The organism is Siccirubricoccus sp. G192 (assembly GCF_019084075.1).
In the GTDB taxonomy this organism is placed as follows: domain Bacteria; phylum Pseudomonadota; class Alphaproteobacteria; order Acetobacterales; family Acetobacteraceae; genus G192.
In genome coordinates, this window is sequence record NZ_JAHREN010000001.1 from 3,792,941 (window position 1) to 3,817,200 (window position 24,260).

Sequence of the window (24,260 nt, forward strand, 5' to 3'; positions counted from 1 at the left end):
AGAATCTGAGGGCGAGTCCATCGCCCCTTGCAGGGAGGCTGAATGGCGACGGTCGAGATCCGCAATGTGCGGAAGGCGTTCGGGTCCGTGGAAGTGCTGCACGGCGTCAGCGTCGATATCGAGGATGCCGAATTCGTGGTGCTGGTCGGCCCTTCCGGCTGCGGCAAATCGACGCTGCTGCGGATGCTGGCGGGGCTCGAGAACATCACGAGCGGCGAGATCGCGATCGGCGGCCGGGTGGTGAATACCGTGCCGCCCAAGGATCGCGACATCGCCATGGTGTTCCAGAATTATGCGCTCTACCCGCATATGACGGTGGCGCAGAACATGGCCTTCTCCATGAAACTGGCCAAGGCGCCGAAGGAGGTCATGGACCGGGAAGTGCTGCGCGCCGCCCGCATTCTCGGGCTGGAGGAATTGCTGCACCGCTACCCGCGCCAGCTTTCCGGTGGCCAGCGGCAGCGCGTGGCGATGGGCCGCGCGATCGTGCGCAACCCGCAGGTCTTCCTCTTCGACGAGCCGCTCTCCAACCTCGACGCCAAGCTGCGGGTGCAGATGCGGGCCGAGATCAAGGAGTTGCACCAGCGGCTGCAGGTGACGACGGTCTATGTCACCCATGACCAGATCGAGGCCATGACCATGGCCGACAAGATCGTGGTCATGAATGGCGGCAATATCGAGCAGGCCGGGCCACCGCTGGAACTCTACGACCGGCCGGCCAACCTCTTCGTCGCCGGCTTCATCGGCTCGCCCGCCATGAACATGCTGCCGGGACGGGTCGAAGGCGGGGTGTTCCGCAGCGCCGACGGCACCGCCTGGCCGCTGCCGCTGAACGGCAAGCCGGTGTCGGAACGCGAGGCCGTCTATGGCTTCCGCCCCGAGCACCTGCGCCTCGACCCCGACGGCATCCGCGCCACCGTGCAGGTGGTGGAGCCGACCGGGTCGGAGACCCAGGTGCTGATGCGGCTCGGCGAATCCGCCATGACCGGCGCCTTCCGCGAGCGTGTCTCGGCGCGACCGGGGGAAGCGCTGCCGATCTCGCCCGATCCGGCGCTGGTGCACCTGTTCGACCAACAGACCGGCCAGAGGCTTTGAACCCGGGGATCATCCGGGACCAGCAATCACCACGGGGAGGAAAGCAAGGCATGCCGAACATCATCACCCGCCGCGGCACGATCGGGCTTGGCGCCGGCGCATTGGCCGCCGCGACGCTTGGCCAGGGCGCCATGGGGCAGCAGATCCAGCGCGCCGAGGCGCAGGCCCCGCGCCTGCCGATCGAGAGTGGCGCGACGCTCCGCATGCTGCGCCCGGTGCGTTTCGTGCAGCCGGACGAGGAGGTGTTCCGCGACAACGCCGCCCGCTTCACGCAGCAGACCGGCGTTCAGATCCGGGTCGATTTCGTGGGCTGGGAAGACATCACTCAGCAGACCGCTGTCACTGCCAACACCGGCGCCGGGCCGGACATGATCATCGGCTTCGGCGATGCGCCGCATATCTATGTCGACAAGCTGATCGAGCTGACCGACGTAGCCGAGTATCTCGGCAAGCGTTATGGCGGCTGGATGTTCATGGCCGAGAAATACGGCAAGCGGAACAACAGCAACGACTGGATCGGCCTGCCCTTCGGCGCTTCCAGCGGGCCGATCGTATGGCGCCAGTCGGCGGTGAAGGAGGCCGGCTTCGAAGGGCCGCCGAATGACCTCGGGCAGTTCCTGGCGCTCTGCCGCAAGCTGAAGCAGATGAACAAGCCGGCCGGCTTCGCGCTCGGCAATGCGGTGGGCGACGGCAATGGCTTCGCCAACTGGCTCATCTGGTCGCATGGCGGCTACCTCGTGGATGAGGCCGGCAAGGTGGCTATCAACAGCCGCGAGACCATCGCCGCGCTGAACTACCTGAAGGAGCTCTATCCCACCTTCATTTCCGGCACGCTGTCCTGGGGCGATGTCAGCAACAACCGCGCCTATGCGGCCAATGAATGCTGGCTCACCGCGAATGGCGTTTCGCTCTATTTCGCGCTGAAGAACGACCCGGCGACGGCGCCGATCGCCGAGGACACCCAGCACACGCTGATGCCCTTCGGCCTGATCGGCCAGGCGCCGCAGGCGGGCCTCACGCTGAATGCCATGGTGTTCAAGCACAGCCGCTATCCGAATGCCGCCAAGGCCTTCCTGCAATTCATGCTGGAGTCCGAGCAGTACGATCGCTGGCTGAACGCCAATTCCGGCTATTGGGCGCATCCGCTGCGCGCCTATTCGGCGAGCGCCGTCTGGAAATCCGACCCCAAGATCGAGATCTTCCGCGACACGATGGATAACCGCTTCTGGAACGGCTACAAGGGGCCGATCAGCGAGGCGTCCGGCGCGGCCACGGCCGATTACATTATGGTGCAGATGTGCGCTGCCGTTGCCGCTGGCCAGTCCACGCCGGAACAGGCGGCGCGCGAGGCCGAACGCCGCGCCCGCCGCTACTTCCGCGGCTGAGGCCCGGCCGGCGGCACCGCACGCGCGGTGCCGCCATCGCGCCTCTTCCCCGGGCGGAACCCTGAAGGAACCCCGATGTCCGTCACCGCAGCAACCGACTGGAGCCGGGTCAGGCCGCAGCCTTCTGCGCTGGCGCGCCTGTTCGACTGGAAACCCTTCCTCGTTTTCATCTGCATGCTGCCGGCGGCGGCCCTGCTGCTGGTGTTCCTGACCTATCCGCTGGGGCTCGGCATCTGGCTGGCCTTCACTGACACCACCATCGGCCGCAGCGGCCGATGGGTCGGCCTCGAGAATTTCGAGTGGCTGATGGGGGACCCGATCTTCTGGAGCGCGGTCTTCTACAGTGTCTTCTACACCGCGGTCGCAACCGTCGGGAAATTCGGGCTGGGTCTCTGGCTGGCACTGCTGCTGAACAACCACCTGCCCTTCAAGAGCCTGCTGCGCGCCATCATCCTGCTGCCCTGGATCGTGCCGACCGTGCTCTCGGCCATTGCCTTCTGGTGGATCTACGACCCGCAATTCTCGATCATTTCCTATATCCTGGTCGATAGGCTCGGCATCCTCGACCACAACATCGACTTCCTGGGCTCCACCTGGCCGGCGCGCTGGTCGCTGATCGCGGCCAATATCTGGCGCGGCATCCCCTTCGTGGCGATCTCGCTGCTCGCGGGGCTGCAAACCATCTCGCCCTCGCTCTATGAGGCCGCGCTGCTGGACGGTTCCACGCCCTGGCAGCGCTTCCGCTTCATCACCTTCCCGCTGCTGCTGCCGATCCTGGCAATCGTGATGACCTTCTCCATCATCTTCACCTTCTCGGACTTCCAGCTGGTCTATGCCATCACCCGGGGCGGGCCGGTGAACTCCACCCACCTGCTGGCGACACTCGCCTTCCAGCGCGGCATCCCCGGCGGCCAGCTCGGCGAGGGCGCGGCAATCGCCGTTTCGATGATCCCCTTCCTCGTCTTCGCCACGCTGTTCAGCTATTTCGCACTCGCCCGGCGGAAGTGGCAGCAGGGCGAAGGCAATGACTGACCGGCCCGCGAGACACGCGCGCCCGGCGCAGGAGCCACGCCCATGAGCGAAGCCACACTCGCCGCGCCCGAGCCGCGCCCCACCGCCACCGTCGCGCCCGAGACCATGTCCTGGGACAGCCGCGCGCGGCGCGTGGTGACGATCTACCTGCCGCTCGCCTGCTTCGTGGTGATCCTGCTGTTTCCCTTCTACTGGATGGCGGTAACGGCCTTCAAACCGAATGCCGAACTCTACGACTACAAGACCTACAATCCGTTCTGGATCGCCTCGCCCACGCTGGACCACATCTACAAGCTGCTCTTCGAAACCGCCTATCCGCGCTGGCTGCTGACCACCATGACGGTCGCGATCTGCGCCACCTTCCTGTCGCTGCTCTCCAGCACGCTCGCGGCCTATGCGATCCAGCGGCTGCGCTTCCGCGGCAGCCAGTATGTCGGGCTGGCTATCTACCTCGCCTATCTGGTGCCGCCCTCGATCCAGTTCATCCCGCTGGCGACCATGGTGGTGCAGCTCGGCCTCTTCGACAGCCCGCTGGCGCTGATCCTGGTCTACCCGACCTTCCTGGTGCCCTTCTGCACCTGGCTGCTGATCGGCTACTTCAAGTCGATCCCCTATGAGCTGGAGGAATGCGCGCTGATCGATGGCGCGACACGGCTGCAGATCCTGACCCAGATCACCCTGCCGCTGGCGGTGCCGGGGCTGATCTCCGCCGGCATCTTCAGCTTCACGCTCTCCTGGAACGAGTTCATCTATGCGCTCGCCTTCATCCAGTCGAGCGAGAACAAGACGGTGCCGGTGGCGATCCTGACGGAGCTTGTGTCGGGCGACGTGTACCAGTGGGGCGCGCTGATGGCGGGCTCCCTGCTTGGCTCACTGCCGGTGGCGATCTTCTATTCGTTCTTCGTGGACTACTACGTCTCGTCGCTGACCGGCGCGGTGAAGGAATAAGGGGGGGGCCGCCCGGCCCCCCCCTCACCGTCCTACAGCTTGCGCGACTGGGCCGCGACATAGCCGCGGTTCCAGGTCGGCGTGAGCCAGATCTCGTTCACGCAGACATGCGGCGGCAGGCCGGCGATGTGGCGGATCATCTCGCCGCAATCCTCGGGCTGCAGCATCCGGTTCAGGTCCTCCTGGCTCAGCGGGTTCGGCCGCTTCTTCAGGATCGGCGTATTCACCTCGCCCGGCAGCAGGGCGCAGCTTCGGATGCCGTTGGTGCATTCCTCCATGTTGATGCTGTGGCTCATCGCCACCACGCCATGCTTGGCGGCGGTATAGCCGGCGCCGCTCATGCCGCCGATATTGCGCCCGGCCATGGAGGCGGTGTGGATCATCAACCCGCCGCCCTGCGCTCGCATCATCGGCAGCACCGCCTGCGCGCAATAGAAGGCGGAGGAGAGGTTGCCGTGGATCAGCTCATCCACCCCCTCGGGGCTGAGGCGCTTCCAGTCGCGCTCGGTGATGTTGAGCCCGGCATTGCTGACCAGGATATCGAGCCGGCCAAGCTCCTTGCTGATCCAGTCGGCCACCCGCTGCACCTCGGCCGACTTCATCAGGTCGGCCGGTTGCACATGCGCGGTGCCGCCCGCCGCCCGGATGCGGCCGGCGACCTCCTCCAGCGGCTCCCGCCGGCGTCCGGTGAGGATCACCAACGCCCCTGCCTCCGCCAGTTTCAGCGCCGCGCTCTCGCCGATGCCGCTGCCGGCGCCGGTGATCCAGGCGATCTTGCCCTGCAATTGACCCATGCGTTTCCCCTCCGGGTTTCTGCAACACATCAAGCTAGCGCCCCCGCAGCGGCTTGTGGAGCGGCGGCGGTCATGCTTCGCTCCCGCCACGTCCAGCAGGCGGGGGGAAACCATGAAGATCGCCAGAATCGAGACGCTGCGCGCCGATGCCGGCTGGCGGCTATTCTCCTTTCTGAAAGTCACCACCTCCGATGGGCTGGTGGGCTGGTCCGAATACAATGAAAGCTTCGGCTCGACCGGGCTTTCCGCGGTGATCGAGGGGCTGTCGCCCCTGCTCATCGGCCGCGACCCGACCCGCTTCGAGGAGGTCACGGCCTTCCTGCACGTGATGACCCGGCAATCACGCGGCGGACTGAACCAGCAGGCGATCGCGGCGATCGAGAATGCGCTGCTCGATATCGCCGCCCGGGCCCGCAATATCCCGGTCTATGCGCTGTTCGGTGGCCCGATCCGGGAGCGGATCCCGGTCTACTGGTCGCATTTCGGCAGCTACCGGGTGCGCAATGCCGCGCATATGGGCGTGCCGCCCCTGCTGGACCGGGACCAGGTCGCCAGCCATGCGGCCGAGGTGAAGGCGCGTGGCTTCCACGGTCTCAAGACCAATATCCTGATCCCCGGGGCGGATGGGAAGCTCTACCAGTTCTCGCCCGGCTTCGCCCGCCATGCCGGCTGGCCGGAACTGAACTGGGACAACCGCACCCTGGCCCAATTGCGGGACCACCTGGCCGCCATCCGCGAGGCGGTGGGGCCGGAGATGAACCTGCATCTCGACGTCAATTTCCACTTCCGCACGGAGGGTTTCCTGCGGGTGGCGGAGGCGGTGGCGCCCTTCAATCTCACCTGGCTCGAGATCGACACGCATGACGCACCGGCGCTGGCCTCCATCAAGCGCCAGGCGCCCTGCCCGATCGCCAGTTGCGAGACGCTGCACGGGCGGCGCGAATTCCGGCCTTTTCTTGAGAATTACGCCATGGATGTTGGCATCGTCGACGTCATCTGGAACGGGCTTTCGGAATCCATGAAGATCGCCGCGATGTGCGATGTCTATGAGGTCAACTGCGCGCCGCATAATTTCTACGGAAACCTGTGCAGCATGATCAGCGCGCATTTCAGCGCGACGATCCCGAATTTCCGGGTGATGGAAATCGATATCGACAGCGTCTCCTGGCGCGACGAATTCACGCCCCCGCCGGTGATCGAGAATGGCGAGTTGGTGCTGCCCACCGGGCCGGGCTGGGGTGTCGAGGTGAACGAGGCCGCCATCCGGGCGCGGCCACCGAAGCATTGAGGGAGGAGAGACAGATGGCGAAGTTCAGGATCGTGACGCCGGCCGGCGCCAGCTTCACCGTGGCCGGCGGCGGCTACGCGCTGGAAAGCGAGGCGCTGGAGGGCATGGATGCTGAGATCGTCGAGGCGCCGGTGGAGGAGGCTGCCTTCATCGCCGCTGCCCGGCAGGCCGATGCGATCTATGCCAAGGGCATCCCGATGACCAAGGCGATCATCGACAGCCTGGAGCGCTGCAAGATCATCGCGCTCGGCAGCGTCGGCGTCGATTCGGTGGATGTGAAGGCGGCCACCGCGCGTGGCATCCCGGTGACCAACGTGCCCGACACCTTCATCGAGGAGGTGGCGGACCATGCCATGATGCTGCTGCTCGCCGGCTTCCGCCGGCTGATCGAGCAGGACCGCATGGTGCGGGAGGGCCGCTGGAAGGAAGGCCGCCCAGCACTGCTGAAGATCCCGCGGCTGATGGGCCAGACCCTGGGCTTCGTCTCCTTCGGCCGGGTCGCCCGCGCCGTGGCGAAACGCGCTGCGCCCTTCGGCTTGCGGATGATCGCCTATGATCCTTTCATCGAGGAGATGCTGATCTCCGAATACGGCGTGCAGCCGGCGACGCTTTCGGAAGTGCTGAGCCAATCCGACTTCGTCTCCATGCATGCGCCCGCCCGGCCGGAGGTGCACCACATGCTGAAGGAGCAGCACTTCCGGCAGATGAAGCCGACCGCGATCTTCATCAATACCGGCCGTGGCCCGACCGTCCAGGAAGAGGGGCTGATCCGCGCCCTGCAGGAGGGTTGGATCGCCCATGCGGCGCTGGATGTGCTGGAAACCGAGCCGCCTTCCCACAACAACCCGCTGCTGCGGATGGAGAATGTCACGCTGACCGCGCATGTCGCCTCCGCTTCCGCCCGTTTCGACGAGGCGCGGAAGCGCCGGGTCGGAAATGAGCTGGCGCTGGTGCTTTCCGGCAAATGGCCGATGAGCTGCGTCAATCCGGGCGTGCTGCAGAACACGACGCTGCGCCGCTGGCAGCCCATCGGCATGGGCCGCGGCCCGAACAGCTAGAAGGAGCAAGGACCATGGCCAGCAAGATCGCGGTCGTCACCGGCGCCGGCTCCGGCGTCGGCCGTGCCTCGGCCCTCGCCCTGCTCGCGGATGGCTGGTCCGTCGCCCTGGCGGGTCGGCGGAAGGAGGCGCTGGAGGAAACGATGGGGATGGCCGGCGATGCTGCCCCACGTGCCCTGCCCCTGCCCTGCGATGTTGGCGACCCGGAGGCGGTGAATGCCTTCTTCGCCGCCGTGAAGGAACGGTTCGGGCGGCTGGACTTCCTGTTCAACAATGCCGGCGGCAATGTCCCGGCTGGGCCGCTTGAGGATCTGGCCTATGCGGACTGGGCGCGGGTGGTGCAGATCAATCTCACCGGCTCCTTCCTTTGCGCGCAGCAGGCCTTCCGCTTGATGAAGGCGCAGGCGCCGATGGGCGGCCGGATCGTGAACAACGGCTCGATCTCGGCGCATGTGCCGCGGCCGGACAGCATCGCCTATACCTCGACCAAGCATGCCATCACCGGCCTGACCAAGTCGCTTTCGCTCGATGGCCGGAAATACGATATCGTCTGCGGCCAGATCGATATCGGCAACGCGGCCACGCCGATGACCCAACGCATGCAGCGCGGGGTCAAGCAGGCGAATGGCACGGTGGCAGTGGAGCCGGTGATGGATGTGCGGCACGTGGCCAAGACCATCCTGATGATGGCGAACATGCCACTGGAAGCGAATATCCAGTTCGTCACCGTCACCGCAGCCAAGATGCCCTTCATCGGCCGCGGCTAGGCGGTTCCGTCAGGGCATGGCGCCGAGCAGGTCCTGGCAGGCCTGCTCGCAGGCCCGGCAGGCAGTGGCGCAGATCTTGCAATGCGCATGCATGCCGGCGTGGCGCTCACATTCCTCGGCGCAGGCCCGGCAGGCATCGGCACAGGCATTCAGCACCGCCTCCATCAAGGCCCGGTTCGGCTTGGTGAGGCGGGAGACGATGCGGCCGGTGGTGCCGCAGACATCCGCGCAATCAAGGTCGAGGCGGATGCAGTAGCGCAGCTCCGCCACGTTGTCCTCGGAGAGGCAGGCATCGGCACAGAGGGTGCATGCCTGGGCGCAGTCGAAACAGGCCTCGATGCATCGCCGGATGGTGTCGAGGGCCGAGGGCTGATGCGGCTGGCTGCGCAGCATCTCCTGCAGATGTTCCATTGGCGGTGCCTTTCCTTCCGACGACCTGCGCCGGAACGCATGACACCGCCCCTGGCTCCCTCAGCCGGGCGCCGCCGTGAATGATCTCACCGGCCGGTGAAGCTCGGCTTGCGCTTTTCCAGCAGGGCAGACACCGCTTCCTTATGGTCCTCGGTGCTATGGGCCAGGGCCTGGTAGGCGGCCGACATCTCCAGCAGGGTCGAGAGCCGGACATGTTCGCTCTCCCGCAGCAGGCGCTTGGTCATCCGCAGCACCTCCGGCGGGTTGGTGGCGATCCGGCCGGCGAGGTCGCGCGCCGCCTGCATCAGCCCCTCATGCGGCACCACCCGTGAGACCAGCCGCACGGCCTGTGCCGCCTGCGCATCCAGCATATCACCCGTAAAACTCATCTCGCAGGCCACCGACATGCCCACTACCCGCGGCAGCAACCAGGCGCCGCCATCGCCGGGCACGATGCCGACCTTCACGAAGCTCTCGGCAAAGCTGGCCTTTTCGCTGGCGATACGGATATCGCACATGCAGGTGACATCGAGGCCGAGGCCGATCGCCGGCCCGTTCACCGCGGCGATGGTCGGCGCATCGCATTCATACAATGCCTGCGCCATGCGCTGCACGCCGCGCCGGTAATTCTCCCGGAGATCGGCATGGCTGCCCTCGATGATGCCGCGGCGATCGCGCATGGCCTTGAGGTCGCCGCCGGCGCAGAAGGCGGTGCCCTCCCCCGTCAGGATCACGGCGCGCACGGAACGGTCACGGTTGATACGGTGGCAGGCATCCACCACCGCGTCGCAATCGGCGAAGGTGGAGATGGCGTTGCGCCGCTCGGGCGCGTTCAGGGTCAGGGTGACGATGGGCCCTTCCTTGTTCGTAGCGGATGTAGTCGCTCATGGCTCGCTCTCCCCTTGGGTCTCGTCGCGTCCGGTCAGGTCCGGCCAGAGCGCCGCGCCGCCACGCGCCAGCGCCGCCTGGCCGATCCGCCGGGCCCAGAAGCGTTCCGCGCCGCAGGCATCGCGCCAGGACCAGATGCGGCGGGTAAAGAGGTGCAACTGGTGCTCATCGGTGAAGCCGATGGCGGCATGCACCTGGTGGGTGATGGCGGCACCGGTCCCGGCTGCCTCGCCCGCCACCACCTTGGCCGAGGCGATCTCGGAACTCGGCGCCAGCCAACCCGCGCCGGTCCGCCGCACGCCCGGCCTGGGCCGCCGCGACACCACAGGCCGCGACCTCGGCGGCGCAGACGGCAAGCTGCTGCTGCACCGCCTGGAAGCCGCCGATCGGCCGGCCGAATTGCTTGCGGGTCTTGGCATAGTCGACCGTCATGTCCAGCGCCGCCTCCAGCGCGCCGGCGATCTTCGCTGCCTGCAGCAGGGCACCCGCCAGCAGCCCGGCATCGGCGCCCCAGCCTGCCGGCACGCGCCCCCGGGCGAGCGGTTCGCCGAGCATGGCCTGGTCCGCCGGCTCCCGGCCGATCAGGCTGCGGCCTGGCTGCCAGGTGAGGTCCGCGGCAGCGTGCAGCGTCACCTCGCCACCCTGCACCGCGGCCACATGTCCAGCCTGGCGCCCCCAGGCGGTGGCCTCGCCGGGCAGCGCCAGGGCGATCAATCCGGCAGGCGGGGTGATGCCGGCGGCGGCCAGCAGTGCCGCGGCAGCCATGCTCTCGGCCAGCGGCAGCGGCGCGGCGTGGCGGCCCAGCACCTGCCAGACCGCCACCGCATCGGCCCAGCCGAGCCCGACACCGCCCATCGCCTCCGGCACCAGGGCGAGCGGCAGGCCGAGCGCCTCCACCTCGGCCCAGAGCGCCGCCGGCCATTCACCCCGCTCCGTCGCGCGCAGAAGGTTGGGGCTGGACCGGTCGGTCAGCAGCCGCTCCACCTGCTCCAGCAGGATGCCGCGCAGGTCCTCGTTCGTGTCGCTCATGGCTCAGCGCAGCCCCAATTGGCGGGCGATGATGCCGCGCAGGATCTCCCGGGTGCCGCCGCGCAGGCTGTAGCTGCGGGCGACCATGGTCATGTAGCCCTGCATCTCCTGCACCTCCGGTGGCGTGCGGCCGGGATCAAAGAACTCGCGCAGCCGCTCCGGCAGGGCCTGCTCGTAGTCGTTGCCGGCGTCCTTCACCAACGCCGCCTCCCGCGCCGGGGTCTTGCCCTCCTGCAGCATACCCGCCACCGCCAGCGACATCTGCCGCAGCGTCCCGGCCCGGGCGAGCAGCCGGCCCACCGCCTCGGGGGCGGCCGGTTCGGCGCGGAGGTCGTCCAGCGCGGCGGTCAGCAGCGGCAGGGAGGAAAGGTAGCGTTCCGGCCCGGACCTTTCGAAGGCGAGTTCGGCCGTGGCCTGTTCCCAGCCCGCGCCCTCTTGCCCCACCAGCATGGAATCGGGCACGAAGACATCGTCGAAGGTGATCTCGTTGAAGCCCTCCTCGCCCACCAGGTCGAGGATCGGCCGGATGGTGATGCCGGAGAGCCGGCAATCCACCAGGAATTGCGACAGCCCCTGGTGCTTCTGCCTGGGGTCGGTGATCGGGCTGGTGCGCAGCAGGGCGATCATGAAGTCGCAGAGATGCGCGTTGGTGGTCCAGACCTTGCGGCCATTGATCCGCCAGCCGCCCGGCACCTTCTCCGCCCGGGTCCGCAGGCTGGCCAGGTCGGAGCCCGAATCCGGCTCGGACAGGCCGATCGCGAAGGCCAGCGCGCCGCGGGCGATCCGGGGCAGGAATTCCCGCCGTTGCTCCTCCGTGCCGAGGCGCAGGATGAGCGGGCCGGACTGCCGGTCGCCGATCCAATGGGCGCCGACCGGGGCGCCGACCGCCAGCATCTCCTCCAGGGTCACGTAGCGCTCCAGGGCGGTGCGTTCCTGGCCGCCATAGGCTTTCGGCCAGGTCATGCCGATCCAGCCGCGCTTTCCGACCTCGCGCGAGAAGTCCCGGTCGAAGCCCATCCAGGAATAGGCCCGGACCCTGGGCGACCAATCCTTTCCCGCTTCCGCCAGGAAGGCGCGGAGTTCGGCCCTGAGTGCCGGCGCCCCCTCGGGCGTGTCCCGCAGGTCGAAGCGCAAACCGGCCATCCTGCCCATCCTCCCAATGCTTGCCACCACCTTGAGTGGCCCATTCCGCGCCGGCGCGCCACCCCCTCGACATGGGGCGCCGGCCCCGCTTTGCTGCGGCGCGAAGCGTGATCGGGGAAATTGGCGCCATGGATAAATTCGGGATCGGCCAGCCGGTTCGGCGCAAGGAGGATGTGCGGCTGCTGACCGGCGGCGGCACCTATACCGACGATATCCACCGCCCGAACCAGGCCCATGCCTTCGTCCTCCGCTCGCCGCACGCCCATGCCCGCATCCTCTCGATTGATACCGCGGCGGCACGGGAGGCGCCGGGCGTGGTCGCGGTGCTGACCGGGCAGGATGCGAATGCCGATGGCATCGGCCACTTCCCTGTCATGGTGGAGGTGCCGGGCAAGGACGGCAGCACCCTCTTCCCGACCCCGCGCGAGATGCTGCAGACGAAGAAGGTCCGCTTCGTCGGCGACCCCGTGGCATTGGTGGTGGCGGAAAGCCGCGCCGAGGCGCAGGACGCGGCCGAGCTGGTGATGGTGGATTACGACATCCTGCCAAGCGTCACCGATACCGCCGCGGCGCTCGACCCCGATGCGCCGGTGCTCTGGGAGGAGCATGGCAGCAACCTCTGCGTCCATTGGGACAGCGGCCGGGAGCAGGAGGCGGAGGAGGCCTTCGCCCGCGCCGCCCGCACGGTATCCATCGAGCTGGTGAACAACCGTCTGGTCGGCAACCCGATGGAGCCGCGCGTGGCGATCGGCGAATACGACGCTGCGACGGGGCGCTACACCCTGCATTCCCCGACCCAGGGGGTGATCCGGGTGCGGGACATGCTGGCCAAGCTGATCCTGAAGGTGCCGAACGAGAAGCTGCGGGTCATCTCCCCCGATGTCGGCGGCGGCTTCGGCCTGCGCGGCAAGGTGCACCCGGAAAGCGGCATGGTGCTCTGGGCGGCGAAGCGGGTCGGCCGGCCCGTGAAATGGCTGAGCGGCCGCAGCGAGACTTTCATGTGCGACCCGCATGGCCGTGACCACGTGACCAAGGCGGAAATGGCGCTCGACGAGCAGGGCAGGATCCTGGGCGTGAAGATCCGCACCTTCGCCGCCATGGGCGCCTACCTGCAGGATTTCGGCCCGCGCATCCCGACCGTGGCCGGCGGCCGTATCAACGGGACCGTCTATGACATCCAGGCGCTGAACGCGCAGGTGCGCTGCGTCTTCACCAATACCTCCCCCACCGATGCCTATCGCGGCGCCGGGCGGCCGGAGACGGCCTATGTACTGGAACGGCTGCTGGACCAGGCGGCGCTGGCCCTCGGCCTCAACCGCGACGAGATCCGGCGGCGCAACTACATCCGGCCGGAGCAGATCCCCTATACCAATGCCGCCGGCAATCCGATCGACAGCGGGCATTTCGCCGAGACCCAGGACATGGCGCTGCGCCTCGCCGATTGGAACGGCTTCGCGGCGCGGCGGGCGGAGGCCGCGCGGCGTGGCAAGCGGCGCGGCATCGGCATCGGCTATTTCATCGAAGCTTCGGGTGGCCAGCCCAGCGAATGGGCGCGGGTGCGCTTCGAGCCGGACGGGACGGTGGCACTCACCGTCGGCACCTTCAGCCATGGTCAGGGGCATGAGACGGCCTTCGCGCAGGTGTTGCACCACAAGCTCGGCATCCCCTTCGACCGGGTGCGCTTCATCCAGGGCGATACCGAGGTGGTGGAGAAGGGCGGCGGCACCGGCGGCTCACGCTCCTCGCAGATGGGCGGCGTGGCGATCGCCCGCGCCTCGGAACTGGTGATCGCCAAGGGGCGGCGGCTGGCGGCGCATCTGCTGGAAGCCGGCGTCGATGACGTGGAATTCCAGGACGGCACCTTCCGCGTCGCCGGCACCGATCTGCAGACCGGCTGGGACCGGGTGTTGGAACTGGCGCGGAACCCGCCGGAAGGCGAGAGTCCCGGCCTCGACGAGCAGCTTCTCTATACCCGCAATACCGAATGCAACTTCCCGAATGGCTGCCATGTGGCGGAGGTGGAGATCGACGAGGAAACCGGCCAGGTGGAGATCACCCGCTATGCCGCCGTGGATGATGTGGGGAATGTCATCAACCCCATGCTGGTGCACGGGCAATCCCATGGCGGCATCATGTCCGGCATCGGCCAGGCACTGCTGGAACACGCGGTCTATGACCGGGAGAGCGGCCAGTTCCTGACCGCCACCTTCCAGGATTACTGCATGCCGCGTGCCTCGGATGCGCCAAGCTTCGACCTCGGCTTCAACGTGGTGCCCTGCCCGAACAACGACCTCGGCGTGAAGGGTGCCGGCGAGGGCGGCGCTTGCGGCGCGCCGCCGGCCGTGGTTTCCGCCATCTGCGATGCGCTGGGGGTCGCGCATATCGACATGCCGGTGACGCCGGAGAAGGTGTGGCGGGTGCTGGCCGGGCAGCGGCGGGCGGCATGAGCCGTCGCATCGGAGATGCGCCATGAATCAGGCTTTCATCCCGGCCGCCTTCATCCGCGGCGGCTCCTCCAAGGGCGTGTTCTTCCATGCCCGGGACCTCCCGGCCGAGCGCGCCGCGGTGGACCGCATCCTGCTCTCGGTGCTGGGCAGCCCGGACCCCTATGGGCGGCAGTTGGATGGCATGGGCGGCGGGATCTCCTCGCTCTCCAAGGGCGTCATCATCGGGCCGCCGACGCATCCCGAGGCGGATGTGGACTATACCTTCGCGCAGGTGGCGGTGGACCGGCCGGTGGTGGACTGGAAGGGCAATTGCGGCAATCTCTCCTCCGCGGTCGGCCCCTTCGCCGTGGATGAAGGGCTGGTGCGCGTTGCCGATGGCGAGGCTCTGGTCCGCATCCACCAGGTGAATACGCGGAAGCTCATTCATGCGCGCTTCCCGGTGCGGGATGGGCGTGCGGAGGTGCGCGGCGATTTCGCCATCGCCGGGGTTTCCGGCACCGGGGCGCGCATCCGGCTGGATTTTCTCTCGCCCGGCGGCACCCAGACCGAGGCGCTGCTGCCGACCGGCCATGTGGTGGATATGCTGGAGGTGGAGGGGATCGGCCGCCTTCGCGCGACGCTGGTGGATGCCGCCAATCCGGCGGTCTTCGTGGCCGCCGCCGATCTCGGCCTCACCGGCGCGGAATCTCCCGAGGCGATCGAGGCCGATGCCGCGCTGATGGCACTGCTCGACCGCATCCGCCGCGCCGCCGGGGTGGCCATGGGCCTGGCCGCAGCACCCGAGGCGGTGGGCCTCGCCAGCCCGCGCGTGGCGCTGGTGGCCGGGCCGCTGGCCGCGCGCAGGCTGGACGGGCAGGTGCTGGACCCGGCCGGCCACGACATCACCGTGCGCATGCTGTCCATGGAAAGGCCGCACCGCGCCGTGCCAATGACCGGCGCCATGGGCCTGGCCGTCGCCTGCCGCATCACCGGCAGCATCCCGCATGCCCTGGCAAGGCCGGGCGCGCGGCCGGAGGAAATCCGCGTCGCCCATCCTTCCGGCACGCTGACGGTGGGTGCGGAAGTACGGCGGGACAATGCCGGTTGGCTTGCCGAGAGCGCGGTGGTGTTCCGCACCGCGCGCCGGCTGATGCAGGGAGAGGTGGCGGTGAATTTCTAGCCCGGAATCCCAGCACCTCCGGGAAGCGGCGCGGGAGCAGCAGCGTCCTCATGGGCATTCCCCGCCTCCCTGCACGGCGCGGGTTCCCGCCTGTGCCGGCCCGCGATACAAGCCGCAGGAATTCCCTGGAAAGGACCCCGCCATGCCTGCCAATGAGGCCCCGGCCCGCCGCTTCCGCGTCGGCTATCTCTCGCATGTGCCGCATCCCTCCTTCCTGGAGACCGCGGCGCAGCATCCGGAGATGGAGGTGGTCCGCATTCCGCTGGACCAGCCGGAAGCGGCGGTGATCGAGGCGCTGGCGGCTTGCGACGCCTATTACGTCATGGCCTCCCGCGACGAATTGCCGAAGCCCTTCCATGTCAATGCGGCGCTCCTGGCCAGGTTGCCTGATCTGCTGATGGTGGGGAGCACGGGCGCCGGCTATGACACGGTGGACCCGGCGGCCTGCACGGCGGCAGGCGTGCTGTTGGTGAACCAGGCCGGCGGCAACGCGGAGGGGGTTGCGGAACATGCCGTCGGCATGATGCTGGCGCTGCTGAAGCGCATGCCGGAAGCGCAGGCGGCGATGCGCGCCGGCCAGGCGCGCGACCGCAACGCGCTGATGGGGCGGGAGCTGCGCGGGCGGACCGTGGGGATCGTCGGCATCGGCAATGTCGGCACCCGCGTCGCCGAGATCGTGCGGCTGGCCTTCTCCTGCCCGGTCCTGGCCTGCGATCTCTATCTCGATGCCGCGACCATCGCCGCGCGCGGCGCCGAGAAGGTGGAGATGCCGCGGCTGCTGGCCGAGAGCGACGTGGTCAGCCTGCACCTTCCCCTGACGCCGGACAGCCGCGACCTGATGAATGCCGGCTCCTTCGCGCAGATGCGCAAGGGCGCGATCTTCGTCACCACCGCCCGCGGCAATATCCATGACGAGCCCGCGCTGCACGCCGCCCTCGCCTCCGGCCACATCGCCGCCGCCGGCCTCGATGTCTGGGAGCAGGAACCGCCGCCGCCCGACCATCCCCTGCTGAACATGCCGAATGTGATCGTGACGCAGCACACCGCCGGCGTGACCCATGAAAGCCGCTCCAACATCACCCGTATCGCGGCGCTGGCCTTCGCCGATGCGGCGAATGGCAGGCTGCCGCCGCGGGTGATCAATCCGGCGGTCGTGCCGCGCTTCGCCGAACGCTGGGCCGCGGCTTTCGGGCGGCCCATGGCAACCTAGCTGCGCCGGCCAGGCGCCTCGCATCCATGCCGTAAGCTGCGCGGCTGTCGGGGTGGCACGCCCGCTGAGATTCGCTGGCAGGCATGCCTGGCCCGGCATGGCCGGCACCTACCGATCGTAGCCATGTCTCCGGCTATAGAGCAGCAATCCAACCAGCACGCCGGTAAGCGCCATGGTGAGGAGCACACCGAGCACCATGGCCACAATGCCATGGCCGCCCACCTCCGTATCCCCTGCCGCGTTCCAGGCGGTCCAAGCCGCGTAGACGGCAAATCCGAGCAGGAGCAGCACCGGCAGCACCAGCAGCCCAATTCTCACGGCACGTCGTTTCATAGGGTGTCGCCTCCTTCCCATGCTGGCCGCGTCTGGTCGTCAGGGGAAGATGGGGCGCCAGGCGGGAAGCACCAAGCGCCCGACCCCACCCGGCATTCCCCAGTCCGCACCACGCCTGACAATCCGAGCGCAACAGGTTCGGGATCAAGCCGGCGCATCTTGCCTCTCCCACCACCGCGGCGCACCCTTGATGGTGCGGAACGGGGAAGGGATCGGCGATGGTGGACATGGTCATCACCGGGGATTGCGTGGTCACGCCGCATGCGGCCGGTCCGGCGGATATCGCCATCGCCGGCGGCAAGGTGGTGGCGGTGGCGGCGCGTGGTGCCTTCCCGCTCTCGGCCGGGGCGCGGCTGGTGGATGCCGTGGGCAAGGTCGTGATCCCTGGCGGGATCGATCCGCATACGCATTGCCTCTGGCCGGTGCCGAACCCGGATGGTTCGGTGGGCAGCACCCAGGGGCCCTCGGTGGTGGGCAGGGCGGCGCTCCACGGCGGCACCACCACCCTCATCGACTTCACCCGCTGGACCCATGGCCATAGCGTGCAGGGCGCCATCGAGGCGCGCATGGCCGCCTGGCGCGCGGATGGCTGCGCCTGCGACTGGGCGCTGCACACCATGGTGGAAGGCGACCTGCCGCCCGAGCTTCCCGCCCAACTGGCCGAGGCAATCGAGGCCGGGCATCCCACGGTGAAGATCTTCACCACCGACATCACACCCTCCCGCAAGGGGCGCATGGTGGATTTCGGCGATATCTGGGAAGTCTTCCAGATGCTGTCGCGCAAGGGCGGCCTCGGCGTCATCCATGCCGAGGACAACGACATCGTCATGCACATGTATGCCAAGCTGTTCCGCGAGAGCCGCGCCGGCTTCGAGAACATGGCGGAGGTGCACAATACCCTCTCGGAAGACCTCTCCTTCCGCCGCGTGCTGCGCCTGGCGGAGCATGTGCCAGGCACCGCGCTCTACATGATGCATGTCTCGGCCGGCAACGGCGTGCGCGCCATCCGCGAGGCGCGGGCCCGCAACCTGCCGATCTATGGCGAGTCCCTGCACCAGTACATGCTCTATACGCAGGAGGATTACAAACGCCCGAACGGGCAGATCTACCACACCTACCCTTCGCTGAAATCGCAGGCAGACCAGGATGAATTGTGGCGTGGCACCCTGGACGGCGCCATCAATTGCGTCGCCACCGATGAACTCTGCTGCAGCCTGGCGGTGAAGACCCAAGGCAAGCGGATCGACGACACCACCGGCGGCAATTCCGGTGTCGAGCCGCGGGTCGCGGTGATGTATTCCGAGATGGTTGGCCGGCGCGGCTATTCGCTGCGGCGCTTCGTCGACCTGGTCTCCACCAATGCGGCGCGGATCATGGGGCTGTATCCACGGAAGGGCGCCATCGCGCCAGGCTCGGATGCCGATATCTGCATCCTCGACCCCGGGCTGAGGCGCCAGGTGCGGGCCGAGGCCCTGCATGAGAGCGACTATACCCCTTGGGAAGGCCGCGAGGTGACGGCCTGGCCCGCCATGACCATCCTGCGCGGAAAGGTCATGGTGGAGAATGAACGCTGGGTCGGCGACGAGCGTGGCGGCCAATGGCTGCACCGCCGTGTGCCGGACGAGATCCGCGCCGGCGCCGCCTTGTGACTCCGCCGGAACTGCGCGACCTGGTTGCCGATAGCCTGGCGCTCTGGGGCGTGCCCGGCCGCGTCACGGTCGCCGATGAGGGTGTCGTGCTGGTCGCGCCGGACGGCACGCCGCTGCGCATCCAACCCGCCGCCCCGGCCGAGCGCCCACTGCGCTGGTGGCTGGAACGGCCGGGGCAGCGGCGGCCCTGCACCTCGGTTCTCGGCCTGCTGCGCGGGTTGCGGAATGCCGTGGGCGCCGGCGAGGGCGAGGCGCGGCGCCTGCGGGTGGCACTGCCCGAGGCATGATACCCGTCGCGCCGGAGGCGCGCCTTCCCATTGCTATCGTCACCGGCTTCCTCGGCGCCGGCAAGACCACGCTGCTGCGTCAGGTGCTCCGCGATCCCGGCTACGCCGACAGCGCGGTGATCGTGAACGAGTTCGGCGAGATCGCGCTGGACCACGACCTCATCGCCGCCAGCGAGGAGATGCTGCTCAGCGTCTCGACCGGCTGCCTCTGCTGCGTGGTGCGCTCCGACCTCACCGCGACCCTGCTGGACCTGCGGCGGCGGCGCGCGGCGGGCGAGGTGCCGGCCTATGCGCGGGTGCTGGTCGAAACCTCGGGCCTCGCCGACCCGGCCCCCATCCTGCACGCGCTGATGACGGATGCGGCGGTGGCCGCGACGCACCGGCTGCATGCCGTGGTGACGCTGGTAGATGCGCTGCATGGCGGCGCGGCGCTGGACCGGCACCCGGAAGCGGCCCGCCAGGCGATGCTCGCCGACCGAATCCTGCTGACCAAGCCTGATCTGGCCTCGGACCACGCCGCGCTGAAGGCCAGGCTGCGCACCCTCAACGGCACCGCGCCCCTCCGCAGCGCGGTGCAGGGCGCGGTGCCGCCGGACTGGCTCTTCGCCCCCGGCCAGCACGCCGCGGACCCGGCCGCGCTGGCCGCCTGGCTGGAGCAGGCGGGCCATGCCGCGCGGCACAGCACCGGGCTCGCCGCAATCTCGCTCGAACGCGAGGCGCCAATTCCGGCCCTGGCGCTGACGCTCTGGATGCAGGGGTTGGCGGAACATGCGGGGGGCACGGCTGCTGCGGCTCAAGGGGCTGGTGCGGATCGCCGAGGCGCCGGAGCGGCCGGCCGCGATCCATGCCATCCAGCATGTCGTGCATCCGCCGGAATGGCTGGAAGCCTGGCCCTCCGCCGACCGCCGCAGCCGCATCATGTTGATCGGCCAGGGAATTCCGCGGCATTTCCCGGCCCGGCTGCTGGCCGCGATCGAGGCCGAGGTGGCGGAGGAGACGGCACGGCAGGCCACCTGACGCCGGGCTGCGTGGCGGCACCTCGGCTCAGCGCATGGCTGCCCGGCGCGGCTCTCGTCGAGGGCCGCGCGGATCAACTGGCCCGCCCAGCCGGTGCTGCCGGCCTAGCCAGGCGCATGGATAACCACCGGTAGTGCATCGAGCAGCGGATTGAAGGACCCCACATCGCAGCCGATTTAGCTGAAGGCGAGGCGGGCCCGCTCCGCGCGCGCCCGCCCTTCTCCTTGAACGCCGTGCATTCGCACAACCCCGGCGGTGATTACGCGAATTTCATGCCTGACGACGGGGGCCAGGACCGCATCAAGGCCTCTCATGGCGAGAATTACGACCGCTCGTCGCGGTGAAGCGGACTTACCATCCGGGGAACCTGTTCCGGGTGAACCAGGACATCGATCCGGCGGGGTAGGACGCGAGCCGGCCCGGCCGGCAGCATGGCGAATCGTGCGTGGCGGGCATCCGCATCCGGCGGACGCTCGGACGAGCCCCGGGGCATGGCGCAATCGCGCTGTTCCGCGGGCGTTTCCGGCCTTCGACCTGGCGCAAGCATTCCCCCACCGCCGCAGGGGCTTGCCAGCACCCCGCAACCGCGCTCCGCTGCGCCGGCCTGAACACCCCTGGGGGGAAAGCCTGCAATGACCAGACTCGTCACCTTCGCCGATGCCAAGGGCCAGCGCCTCGGCGCCATGCTGGAGGGCGGCCGCCTGCTCGACCTCACCGCCGCCGGCGGCGCCGCGCTGGCCGGCCGCACCGCGGATATGCTGGCGCTGATCGAGGGCGGCCCCTCGGTGCTCGCGGCGGTCAAGGCGCTGGCCGCCAACCCGCCCGCCGGCGCGGTGCTCGATGCCGGCGCGGCGCGGCTGCTGGCGCCGATCCCGCGCCCCCGCCGCAATGTCTTCTGCGTCGGCCGCAATTACATGGACCATGTGGCGGAGGGCGACCGCACCCGCGGCATCACCAATCCCGAATTGCCGAAATTCCCGCAATTCTTCACCAAGGCCCCCGATACCGTCATCGCCCATGAGGACTGGATCCCGGCGCATGACGGTGTGACCAAGTGGCTGGACTATGAGGTGGAGCTCGCCGCCATCATCGGCAGGGAAGGCCGCGACATCCCGAAGGACCAGGCGCTCGACCATGTCTTCGGCTGGAGCATCGGCAACGACGTGACCGGACGCGACCTGCAGCGCCGCTACGGCCAGTGGTTCAAGGGCAAGTCGCTCGACCGCTCCTGCCCGCTCGGCCCCTGGATCGTCCCGGCGGATGAGCTGGACGCGCTGAACACCGGCATCCGCTGCTTCGTGAATGGCGAGAAGCGCCAGGACAGCCATACCAGCAAGATGATCTTCGACGTGAAGGAGATCATCCACCAGCTCTCGCTCGGCTTCACCCTGAAGCCCGGCGACGTCATCATCACCGGCACGCCGGAGGGCGTCGGCTATGCCATGCAGCCGCCGCAGACCCTGAAGCCGGGCGATGTGGTCGAATGCGAGATCGACGGCATCGGCCGGCTGCGCAATACGGTGCGGGCCGAGGGCTGAGGAAAGTCGGGGGCGGCACCATGCCGCCCCCGCCATTACACCTGGCGCGGCAGCCGGAACACGCCGCTCGAGCGCAGCACCGGCTTGCCCGCCACGGTGAAGACGCCCTGCACGAACATCATGGTCCGGGTGAGCTTCAGCAGTTCCACCCTGGCTTCCACCCAGGCGCCAAGCGGGACCGGCGCCAGGAAGTCGTTGTTCAGGCTGATGGTGGTGAAGAAGCCGCTGAGGCCCGCCCGCTCCAGCCCGCCGATGCCCAGCACGACATCGGCGAGTGTCGCCAGCATCCCGCCATGGCACATGTCCATGCCGTTGCAATGCTGCTCCTGCACCAGCAGGCCGAAGCGGCTGCCATCCTCGCCGGGGCGGGTCCAGAGCGGCCCGGCCGCCCGCAGGAAGCCGCCGCTGACCGGCCGCGGCACGAAGCCTTCGGGCACCAGGGCCTCCCTTCGGCCCTCGCGCATGGCCTCGGCCATCCTCACTCCATCCATGCTGTCCGTCTTTCCTTCCGCATTCCCGCCGGCGCGTGCTCATAGCACCCGCGCCGGCACCCCGCCCACCACGGCGCCCGGCGCCACATCCCGCGTCACCGCCGCGCCGGTGCCGACCACCGCGCCCTCGCCGATGCAGGCATAGGGCTTGCAGGCGGCGCCGGCGCCGATCAGGGCGCGCGCGCCCACCCGGACGCCACCGGCCAGCACCGCGCCGGGGCCGCAATGCGCGGCTTCGCCCAGCACCACGTCATGCTCCAGGATCGCCCCGGTATTGACGATGGCGAGCAGCGCCACCCGCACGCAGGCGCCGAGCACCACCCGCGGCAGCACCACGGCCCCCGCACCCACCACCGCGCTGCCGGCGCGGATGACGGAAGGATGCAGCAGCGCCGGCAGGACGAAGCCAAGCTCCGTCAGCCGCGCCGCCGCCGCCGCCCGCGCCGCATTGTCGCCGATCGCGATGCAGGCCAGCCGCACCCCCGCCGCCAGCAGGCCCGGCAGCGCGGCCTCGGTGCCGAGGATCGGCAGGCCGAGCATCGCCCCGGCGCCCGGCGCCGCATCGACCAGCCCCACGGGCTCCGGCCCGCCGAGGTCGCGCAGCAACTCGATCACCGCGCGGCCATGCCCGCCGGCACCCAGGATCACCAGCCGTTCCGCCATCAGCCCCCCCCTGCTCCGCCCGGATGCTGCCGGATCGGCCCGGCGCCGTCATCCCCTGCCGGCATTCCCCGGGCCATCGAACCCGCCCGACCATGCCGCGTTGTTACGCGGCCATGCCATCACCGCAGCAGACCCCGCTGGACCGCTACCACGCGAAGCGCGACTTCGCCCGCACCGCCGAACCGCAGGGCGCAACGCCGAGGCGCAGCCGGGCCCGGGCGCTGCGCTTCGTGGTGCATCGCCATGCGGCGCGCCGGCTGCACTGGGACCTGCGGCTGGAACTGGATGGCGTGCTGAAATCCTGGGCGGTGACCAAGGAGCCGAGCCTCGACCCCGCGGTGCGGCGCCTGGCGGTGGAAGTGGAGGACCACCCGCTCGACTATGCCGGATTCGAGGGCGAGATCGCGCCCGGCAATTGTGGCGCCGGCAAGGTCGAGATCTGGGACAGCGGCACCTGGCAGCCACCTTCGGTCGCGGCGGCGCGGGCCGGGCTGGAGGCGGGGCGGCTGGATTTCACGCTGGAGGGCGAGCGGCTCCACGGCGCCTGGCACCTGCTGCGGATGCGCGAAAAGCCCGGAGCGAAGCGGCACAATTGGATGCTGGTGAAGGGCCGGGACGCGGCCGCAGAAGCCGCCCCCGAACCCAAGCCCCGCCCGGCGCGGACCCGCGCGAAGCCGGCGGCGCCGGTGGTGCTGACCCATCCGGACCGGCCGCTCTGGCCGGAGGATGGCATCACCAAACAGGATCTGGCGGACTACATGGTGGCCGTGGCGCCGCGCCTGCTGCCGCAGATCACCGGGCGGCCGCTGACCCTGGTGCGGGCGCCGCGCGGCCTTTCCGGCCCGCGCTTCGTGCAGCGCCACCCGGCCGCGGTCTTCGGCGCCGCGGTGCAGAGCCTGCCCCTGCCTGGCGAGTCCCGCCCCTATCTCGGCGTCGCGGATGCCGAGGGGCTGCGCGCCCTGGCCCAGGCCAATGTGCTGGAAATCCACCCGACCGGCTCGACCGCCCGGGATTTCGAGCGGCCAGACCGGCTGGTGCTCGACCTCGACCCCGCCCCTGGCCTCCCCTTCGCCGCCGTAATTGCCGCGGCTCAGGAGTTGCGGCAGCGGCTGGCGGCGCTGGACCTGGTCCCCTTCTGCCGCACCACCGGCGGCAAGGGGCTGCATGTGGTGGTGCCGCTGCAGCCCCGCGCCGGTTGGGCGGAAGCCAAGGCCCTGGCCCGAATGATCTGCGAGGCTGCGACAGCGGCGCAGCCCGGCCGCTACACCACCAGCCCGGTGCGGGAGGTGCGGGAGGGACGGATCTTCCTCGACTATCTCCGCAACGACCGACTGGCCACCGCCATCGCCGGCTGGTCCCCCCGTGCGCGCAACGGCGCTACGGTGGCTATGCCGCTGGACTGGGCGGAGGTGGCGGCGGGGCTGGACCCGCGCGCCTTCACGCTCCGCTCCGCTCCGGCCCGGTTGCGCGGCGCCGATCCATGGGAGGGGTTTGCGGCGGCGGCAAGACCGCTTACCAAGGCGCTGCTGCGACGGCTCGGCGCCTGAATCCTGCATCCGGCGTTGGCGCAGCCGCGTTCCCAGCCGATATTCATGGCAAGACCACCCCACCGCCGGAGCGGACAGGAA

General features: G+C 69.1%; 24 protein-coding genes and 1 pseudogene. 16 read left to right on the forward strand and 9 right to left on the reverse strand.

The window, feature by feature from the left end; genetic code table 11:
- Positions 1-42: 42 nt before the first annotated feature.
- The 4 genes from KSF81_RS18280 to KSF81_RS18295 all read left to right on the forward strand — a co-directional run bounded on the left by KSF81_RS18280 (position 43) and on the right by KSF81_RS18295 (position 4,460).
- On the forward strand, positions 43-1,095 hold the full coding sequence (locus KSF81_RS18280) for an ABC transporter ATP-binding protein (RefSeq protein WP_217380187.1): 1,053 nt from the start codon (positions 43-45) through the stop codon (positions 1,093-1,095).
- A 50-nt stretch (positions 1,096-1,145) separates the two neighbouring features.
- A complete protein-coding gene (locus KSF81_RS18285) occupies positions 1,146-2,480 on the forward strand; it encodes an ABC transporter substrate-binding protein (protein ID WP_217380188.1) in 1,335 nt (444 codons plus the stop codon).
- A gap of 75 nt (positions 2,481-2,555) precedes the next feature.
- On the forward strand, positions 2,556-3,512 hold the full coding sequence (locus KSF81_RS18290) for a carbohydrate ABC transporter permease (protein WP_217380189.1): 957 nt from the start codon (positions 2,556-2,558) through the stop codon (positions 3,510-3,512).
- A 42-nt stretch (positions 3,513-3,554) separates the two neighbouring features.
- The gene (locus KSF81_RS18295) at positions 3,555-4,460 is read left to right on the forward strand and encodes a carbohydrate ABC transporter permease (protein WP_217380190.1); all 906 of its coding nucleotides are present in this window, start codon (positions 3,555-3,557) and stop codon (positions 4,458-4,460) included.
- 32 nt (positions 4,461-4,492) lie between these two features.
- Here KSF81_RS18295 and KSF81_RS18300 read toward each other — a convergent pair whose 3' ends face one another.
- Entirely contained in the window at positions 4,493-5,254 is a 762-nt protein-coding gene (locus KSF81_RS18300) for an SDR family oxidoreductase (RefSeq protein WP_217380191.1), read from the reverse strand.
- 112 nt (positions 5,255-5,366) lie between these two features.
- Here KSF81_RS18300 and KSF81_RS18305 point away from each other — a divergent pair, with 112 nt between their 5' ends.
- The 3 genes from KSF81_RS18305 to KSF81_RS18315 are packed head-to-tail and all read left to right on the forward strand — an operon-like array spanning position 5,367 to position 8,367.
- Positions 5,367-6,542, forward strand: a complete 1,176-nt coding sequence (locus KSF81_RS18305; protein WP_217380192.1) for a mandelate racemase/muconate lactonizing enzyme family protein — start codon at positions 5,367-5,369, stop codon at positions 6,540-6,542.
- Between the two features lie 14 nt (positions 6,543-6,556).
- Positions 6,557-7,600: a C-terminal binding protein gene (locus KSF81_RS18310; RefSeq protein ID WP_217380193.1), complete on the forward strand. Its 1,044-nt coding sequence runs from the start codon at positions 6,557-6,559 to the stop codon at positions 7,598-7,600.
- 14 nt (positions 7,601-7,614) lie between these two features.
- Positions 7,615-8,367: an SDR family oxidoreductase gene (locus KSF81_RS18315; protein WP_217380194.1), complete on the forward strand. Its 753-nt coding sequence runs from the start codon at positions 7,615-7,617 to the stop codon at positions 8,365-8,367.
- Between the two features lie 9 nt (positions 8,368-8,376).
- On the opposite strand, the gene KSF81_RS18320 is transcribed toward KSF81_RS18315, so the two are convergent.
- The 5 genes from KSF81_RS18320 to KSF81_RS18340 all read right to left on the reverse strand — a co-directional run bounded on the left by KSF81_RS18320 (position 8,377) and on the right by KSF81_RS18340 (position 11,838).
- Positions 8,377-8,778: a four-helix bundle copper-binding protein gene (locus KSF81_RS18320; protein WP_217380195.1), complete on the reverse strand. Its 402-nt coding sequence runs from the start codon at positions 8,776-8,778 to the stop codon at positions 8,377-8,379.
- An 86-nt stretch (positions 8,779-8,864) separates the two neighbouring features.
- Complete coding sequence (locus KSF81_RS18325) at positions 8,865-9,629, reverse strand: crotonase/enoyl-CoA hydratase family protein (protein WP_217381757.1); 765 nt, start codon at positions 9,627-9,629, stop codon at positions 8,865-8,867.
- A gap of 33 nt (positions 9,630-9,662) precedes the next feature.
- Positions 9,663-9,860 carry a hypothetical protein gene (locus KSF81_RS18330; RefSeq protein ID WP_217380196.1) on the reverse strand — a complete coding sequence of 66 codons (198 nt, stop codon included), beginning with the start codon at positions 9,858-9,860 and terminating at the stop codon, positions 9,663-9,665.
- Positions 9,832-10,695 (reverse strand): acyl-CoA dehydrogenase family protein, encoded by an 864-nt coding sequence (locus KSF81_RS18335; protein WP_217380197.1) that lies wholly within the window; start codon positions 10,693-10,695, stop codon positions 9,832-9,834. The genes KSF81_RS18330 and KSF81_RS18335 overlap by 29 nt, the downstream gene beginning before the upstream one ends.
- Before the next feature lie 3 nt (positions 10,696-10,698).
- Complete coding sequence (locus KSF81_RS18340; protein ID WP_217380198.1) at positions 10,699-11,838, reverse strand: acyl-CoA dehydrogenase family protein; 1,140 nt, start codon at positions 11,836-11,838, stop codon at positions 10,699-10,701.
- 128 nt (positions 11,839-11,966) lie between these two features.
- Here KSF81_RS18340 and KSF81_RS18345 point away from each other — a divergent pair, with 128 nt between their 5' ends.
- The 3 genes from KSF81_RS18345 to KSF81_RS18355 all read left to right on the forward strand — a co-directional run bounded on the left by KSF81_RS18345 (position 11,967) and on the right by KSF81_RS18355 (position 16,654).
- Positions 11,967-14,285 (forward strand): xanthine dehydrogenase family protein molybdopterin-binding subunit, encoded by a 2,319-nt coding sequence (locus KSF81_RS18345; protein ID WP_217380199.1) that lies wholly within the window; start codon positions 11,967-11,969, stop codon positions 14,283-14,285.
- Between the two features lie 22 nt (positions 14,286-14,307).
- Entirely contained in the window at positions 14,308-15,444 is a 1,137-nt protein-coding gene (locus tag KSF81_RS18350) for a 2-methylaconitate cis-trans isomerase PrpF family protein (protein ID WP_217380200.1), read from the forward strand.
- A 142-nt stretch (positions 15,445-15,586) separates the two neighbouring features.
- Complete coding sequence (locus KSF81_RS18355; protein WP_217380201.1) at positions 15,587-16,654, forward strand: D-isomer specific 2-hydroxyacid dehydrogenase family protein; 1,068 nt, start codon at positions 15,587-15,589, stop codon at positions 16,652-16,654.
- Between the two features lie 108 nt (positions 16,655-16,762).
- Here the strand turns inward: KSF81_RS18355 and KSF81_RS18360 are convergent, their stop codons facing one another.
- Positions 16,763-16,987 carry a hypothetical protein gene (locus KSF81_RS18360; protein WP_217380202.1) on the reverse strand — a complete coding sequence of 75 codons (225 nt, stop codon included), beginning with the start codon at positions 16,985-16,987 and terminating at the stop codon, positions 16,763-16,765.
- A gap of 218 nt (positions 16,988-17,205) precedes the next feature.
- On the opposite strand from KSF81_RS18360, the gene KSF81_RS18365 reads away from it, so the two are divergent.
- The 5 genes and pseudogenes from KSF81_RS18365 to KSF81_RS18380 all read left to right on the forward strand — a co-directional run bounded on the left by KSF81_RS18365 (position 17,206) and on the right by KSF81_RS18380 (position 21,478).
- Entirely contained in the window at positions 17,206-18,636 is a 1,431-nt protein-coding gene (locus KSF81_RS18365) for an amidohydrolase family protein (RefSeq protein ID WP_217380203.1), read from the forward strand.
- Positions 18,633-18,923: a hypothetical protein gene (locus KSF81_RS18370; RefSeq protein ID WP_217380204.1), complete on the forward strand. Its 291-nt coding sequence runs from the start codon at positions 18,633-18,635 to the stop codon at positions 18,921-18,923. Before KSF81_RS18365 ends, KSF81_RS18370 begins: the two co-directional genes overlap by 4 nt.
- Positions 18,920-19,471 (forward strand): annotated as a pseudogene (locus KSF81_RS32295) (CobW family GTP-binding protein); the annotation flags it as partial. The gene KSF81_RS18370 and the pseudogene KSF81_RS32295, both read left to right, overlap by 4 nt.
- A 220-nt stretch (positions 19,472-19,691) precedes the next feature.
- On the forward strand, positions 19,692-19,940 hold the full coding sequence (locus KSF81_RS32300) for a GTP-binding protein (protein ID WP_375293373.1): 249 nt from the start codon (positions 19,692-19,694) through the stop codon (positions 19,938-19,940).
- A 632-nt stretch (positions 19,941-20,572) separates the two neighbouring features.
- A complete protein-coding gene (locus KSF81_RS18380; RefSeq protein ID WP_217380206.1) occupies positions 20,573-21,478 on the forward strand; it encodes a fumarylacetoacetate hydrolase family protein in 906 nt (301 codons plus the stop codon).
- A 35-nt stretch (positions 21,479-21,513) separates the two neighbouring features.
- On the opposite strand, the gene KSF81_RS18385 is transcribed toward KSF81_RS18380, so the two are convergent.
- Entirely contained in the window at positions 21,514-21,969 is a 456-nt protein-coding gene (locus KSF81_RS18385) for a PaaI family thioesterase (protein WP_217380207.1), read from the reverse strand.
- A gap of 39 nt (positions 21,970-22,008) precedes the next feature.
- The gene (locus KSF81_RS18390) at positions 22,009-22,632 is read right to left on the reverse strand and encodes a NeuD/PglB/VioB family sugar acetyltransferase (RefSeq protein ID WP_217380208.1); all 624 of its coding nucleotides are present in this window, start codon (positions 22,630-22,632) and stop codon (positions 22,009-22,011) included.
- Positions 22,633-22,745: 113 nt separating this feature from the next.
- Between KSF81_RS18390 and ligD the strand changes: the two genes are divergently transcribed.
- Positions 22,746-24,179, forward strand: a complete 1,434-nt coding sequence (gene ligD / locus KSF81_RS18395) for a non-homologous end-joining DNA ligase (RefSeq protein ID WP_217380209.1) — start codon at positions 22,746-22,748, stop codon at positions 24,177-24,179.
- Positions 24,180-24,260: the final 81 nt, after the last annotated feature.

Coding starts and splice junctions, on each gene's coding strand:
- KSF81_RS18280 (WP_217380187.1), top strand. CDS start 43: ATGGCGACGGTCGAGATCCGCAATGTGCGGAAGGCGTTCGGGTCCGTG.
- KSF81_RS18285 (WP_217380188.1), top strand. CDS start 1,146: ATGCCGAACATCATCACCCGCCGCGGCACGATCGGGCTTGGCGCCGGC.
- KSF81_RS18290 (WP_217380189.1), top strand. CDS start 2,556: ATGTCCGTCACCGCAGCAACCGACTGGAGCCGGGTCAGGCCGCAGCCT.
- KSF81_RS18295 (WP_217380190.1), top strand. CDS start 3,555: ATGAGCGAAGCCACACTCGCCGCGCCCGAGCCGCGCCCCACCGCCACC.
- KSF81_RS18300 (WP_217380191.1), bottom strand. CDS start 5,254: ATGGGTCAATTGCAGGGCAAGATCGCCTGGATCACCGGCGCCGGCAGC.
- KSF81_RS18305 (WP_217380192.1), top strand. CDS start 5,367: ATGAAGATCGCCAGAATCGAGACGCTGCGCGCCGATGCCGGCTGGCGG.
- KSF81_RS18310 (WP_217380193.1), top strand. CDS start 6,557: ATGGCGAAGTTCAGGATCGTGACGCCGGCCGGCGCCAGCTTCACCGTG.
- KSF81_RS18315 (WP_217380194.1), top strand. CDS start 7,615: ATGGCCAGCAAGATCGCGGTCGTCACCGGCGCCGGCTCCGGCGTCGGC.
- KSF81_RS18320 (WP_217380195.1), bottom strand. CDS start 8,778: ATGGAACATCTGCAGGAGATGCTGCGCAGCCAGCCGCATCAGCCCTCG.
- KSF81_RS18335 (WP_217380197.1), bottom strand. CDS start 10,695: ATGAGCGACACGAACGAGGACCTGCGCGGCATCCTGCTGGAGCAGGTG.
- KSF81_RS18340 (WP_217380198.1), bottom strand. CDS start 11,838: ATGGCCGGTTTGCGCTTCGACCTGCGGGACACGCCCGAGGGGGCGCCG.
- KSF81_RS18345 (WP_217380199.1), top strand. CDS start 11,967: ATGGATAAATTCGGGATCGGCCAGCCGGTTCGGCGCAAGGAGGATGTG.
- KSF81_RS18350 (WP_217380200.1), top strand. CDS start 14,308: ATGAATCAGGCTTTCATCCCGGCCGCCTTCATCCGCGGCGGCTCCTCC.
- KSF81_RS18355 (WP_217380201.1), top strand. CDS start 15,587: ATGCCTGCCAATGAGGCCCCGGCCCGCCGCTTCCGCGTCGGCTATCTC.
- KSF81_RS18360 (WP_217380202.1), bottom strand. CDS start 16,987: ATGAAACGACGTGCCGTGAGAATTGGGCTGCTGGTGCTGCCGGTGCTG.
- KSF81_RS18365 (WP_217380203.1), top strand. CDS start 17,206: ATGGTGGACATGGTCATCACCGGGGATTGCGTGGTCACGCCGCATGCG.
- KSF81_RS32300 (WP_375293373.1), top strand. CDS start 19,692: ATGCGGGGGGCACGGCTGCTGCGGCTCAAGGGGCTGGTGCGGATCGCC.
- KSF81_RS18380 (WP_217380206.1), top strand. CDS start 20,573: ATGACCAGACTCGTCACCTTCGCCGATGCCAAGGGCCAGCGCCTCGGC.
- KSF81_RS18385 (WP_217380207.1), bottom strand. CDS start 21,969: ATGGATGGAGTGAGGATGGCCGAGGCCATGCGCGAGGGCCGAAGGGAG.
- KSF81_RS18390 (WP_217380208.1), bottom strand. CDS start 22,632: ATGGCGGAACGGCTGGTGATCCTGGGTGCCGGCGGGCATGGCCGCGCG.
- ligD (WP_217380209.1), top strand. CDS start 22,746: ATGCCATCACCGCAGCAGACCCCGCTGGACCGCTACCACGCGAAGCGC.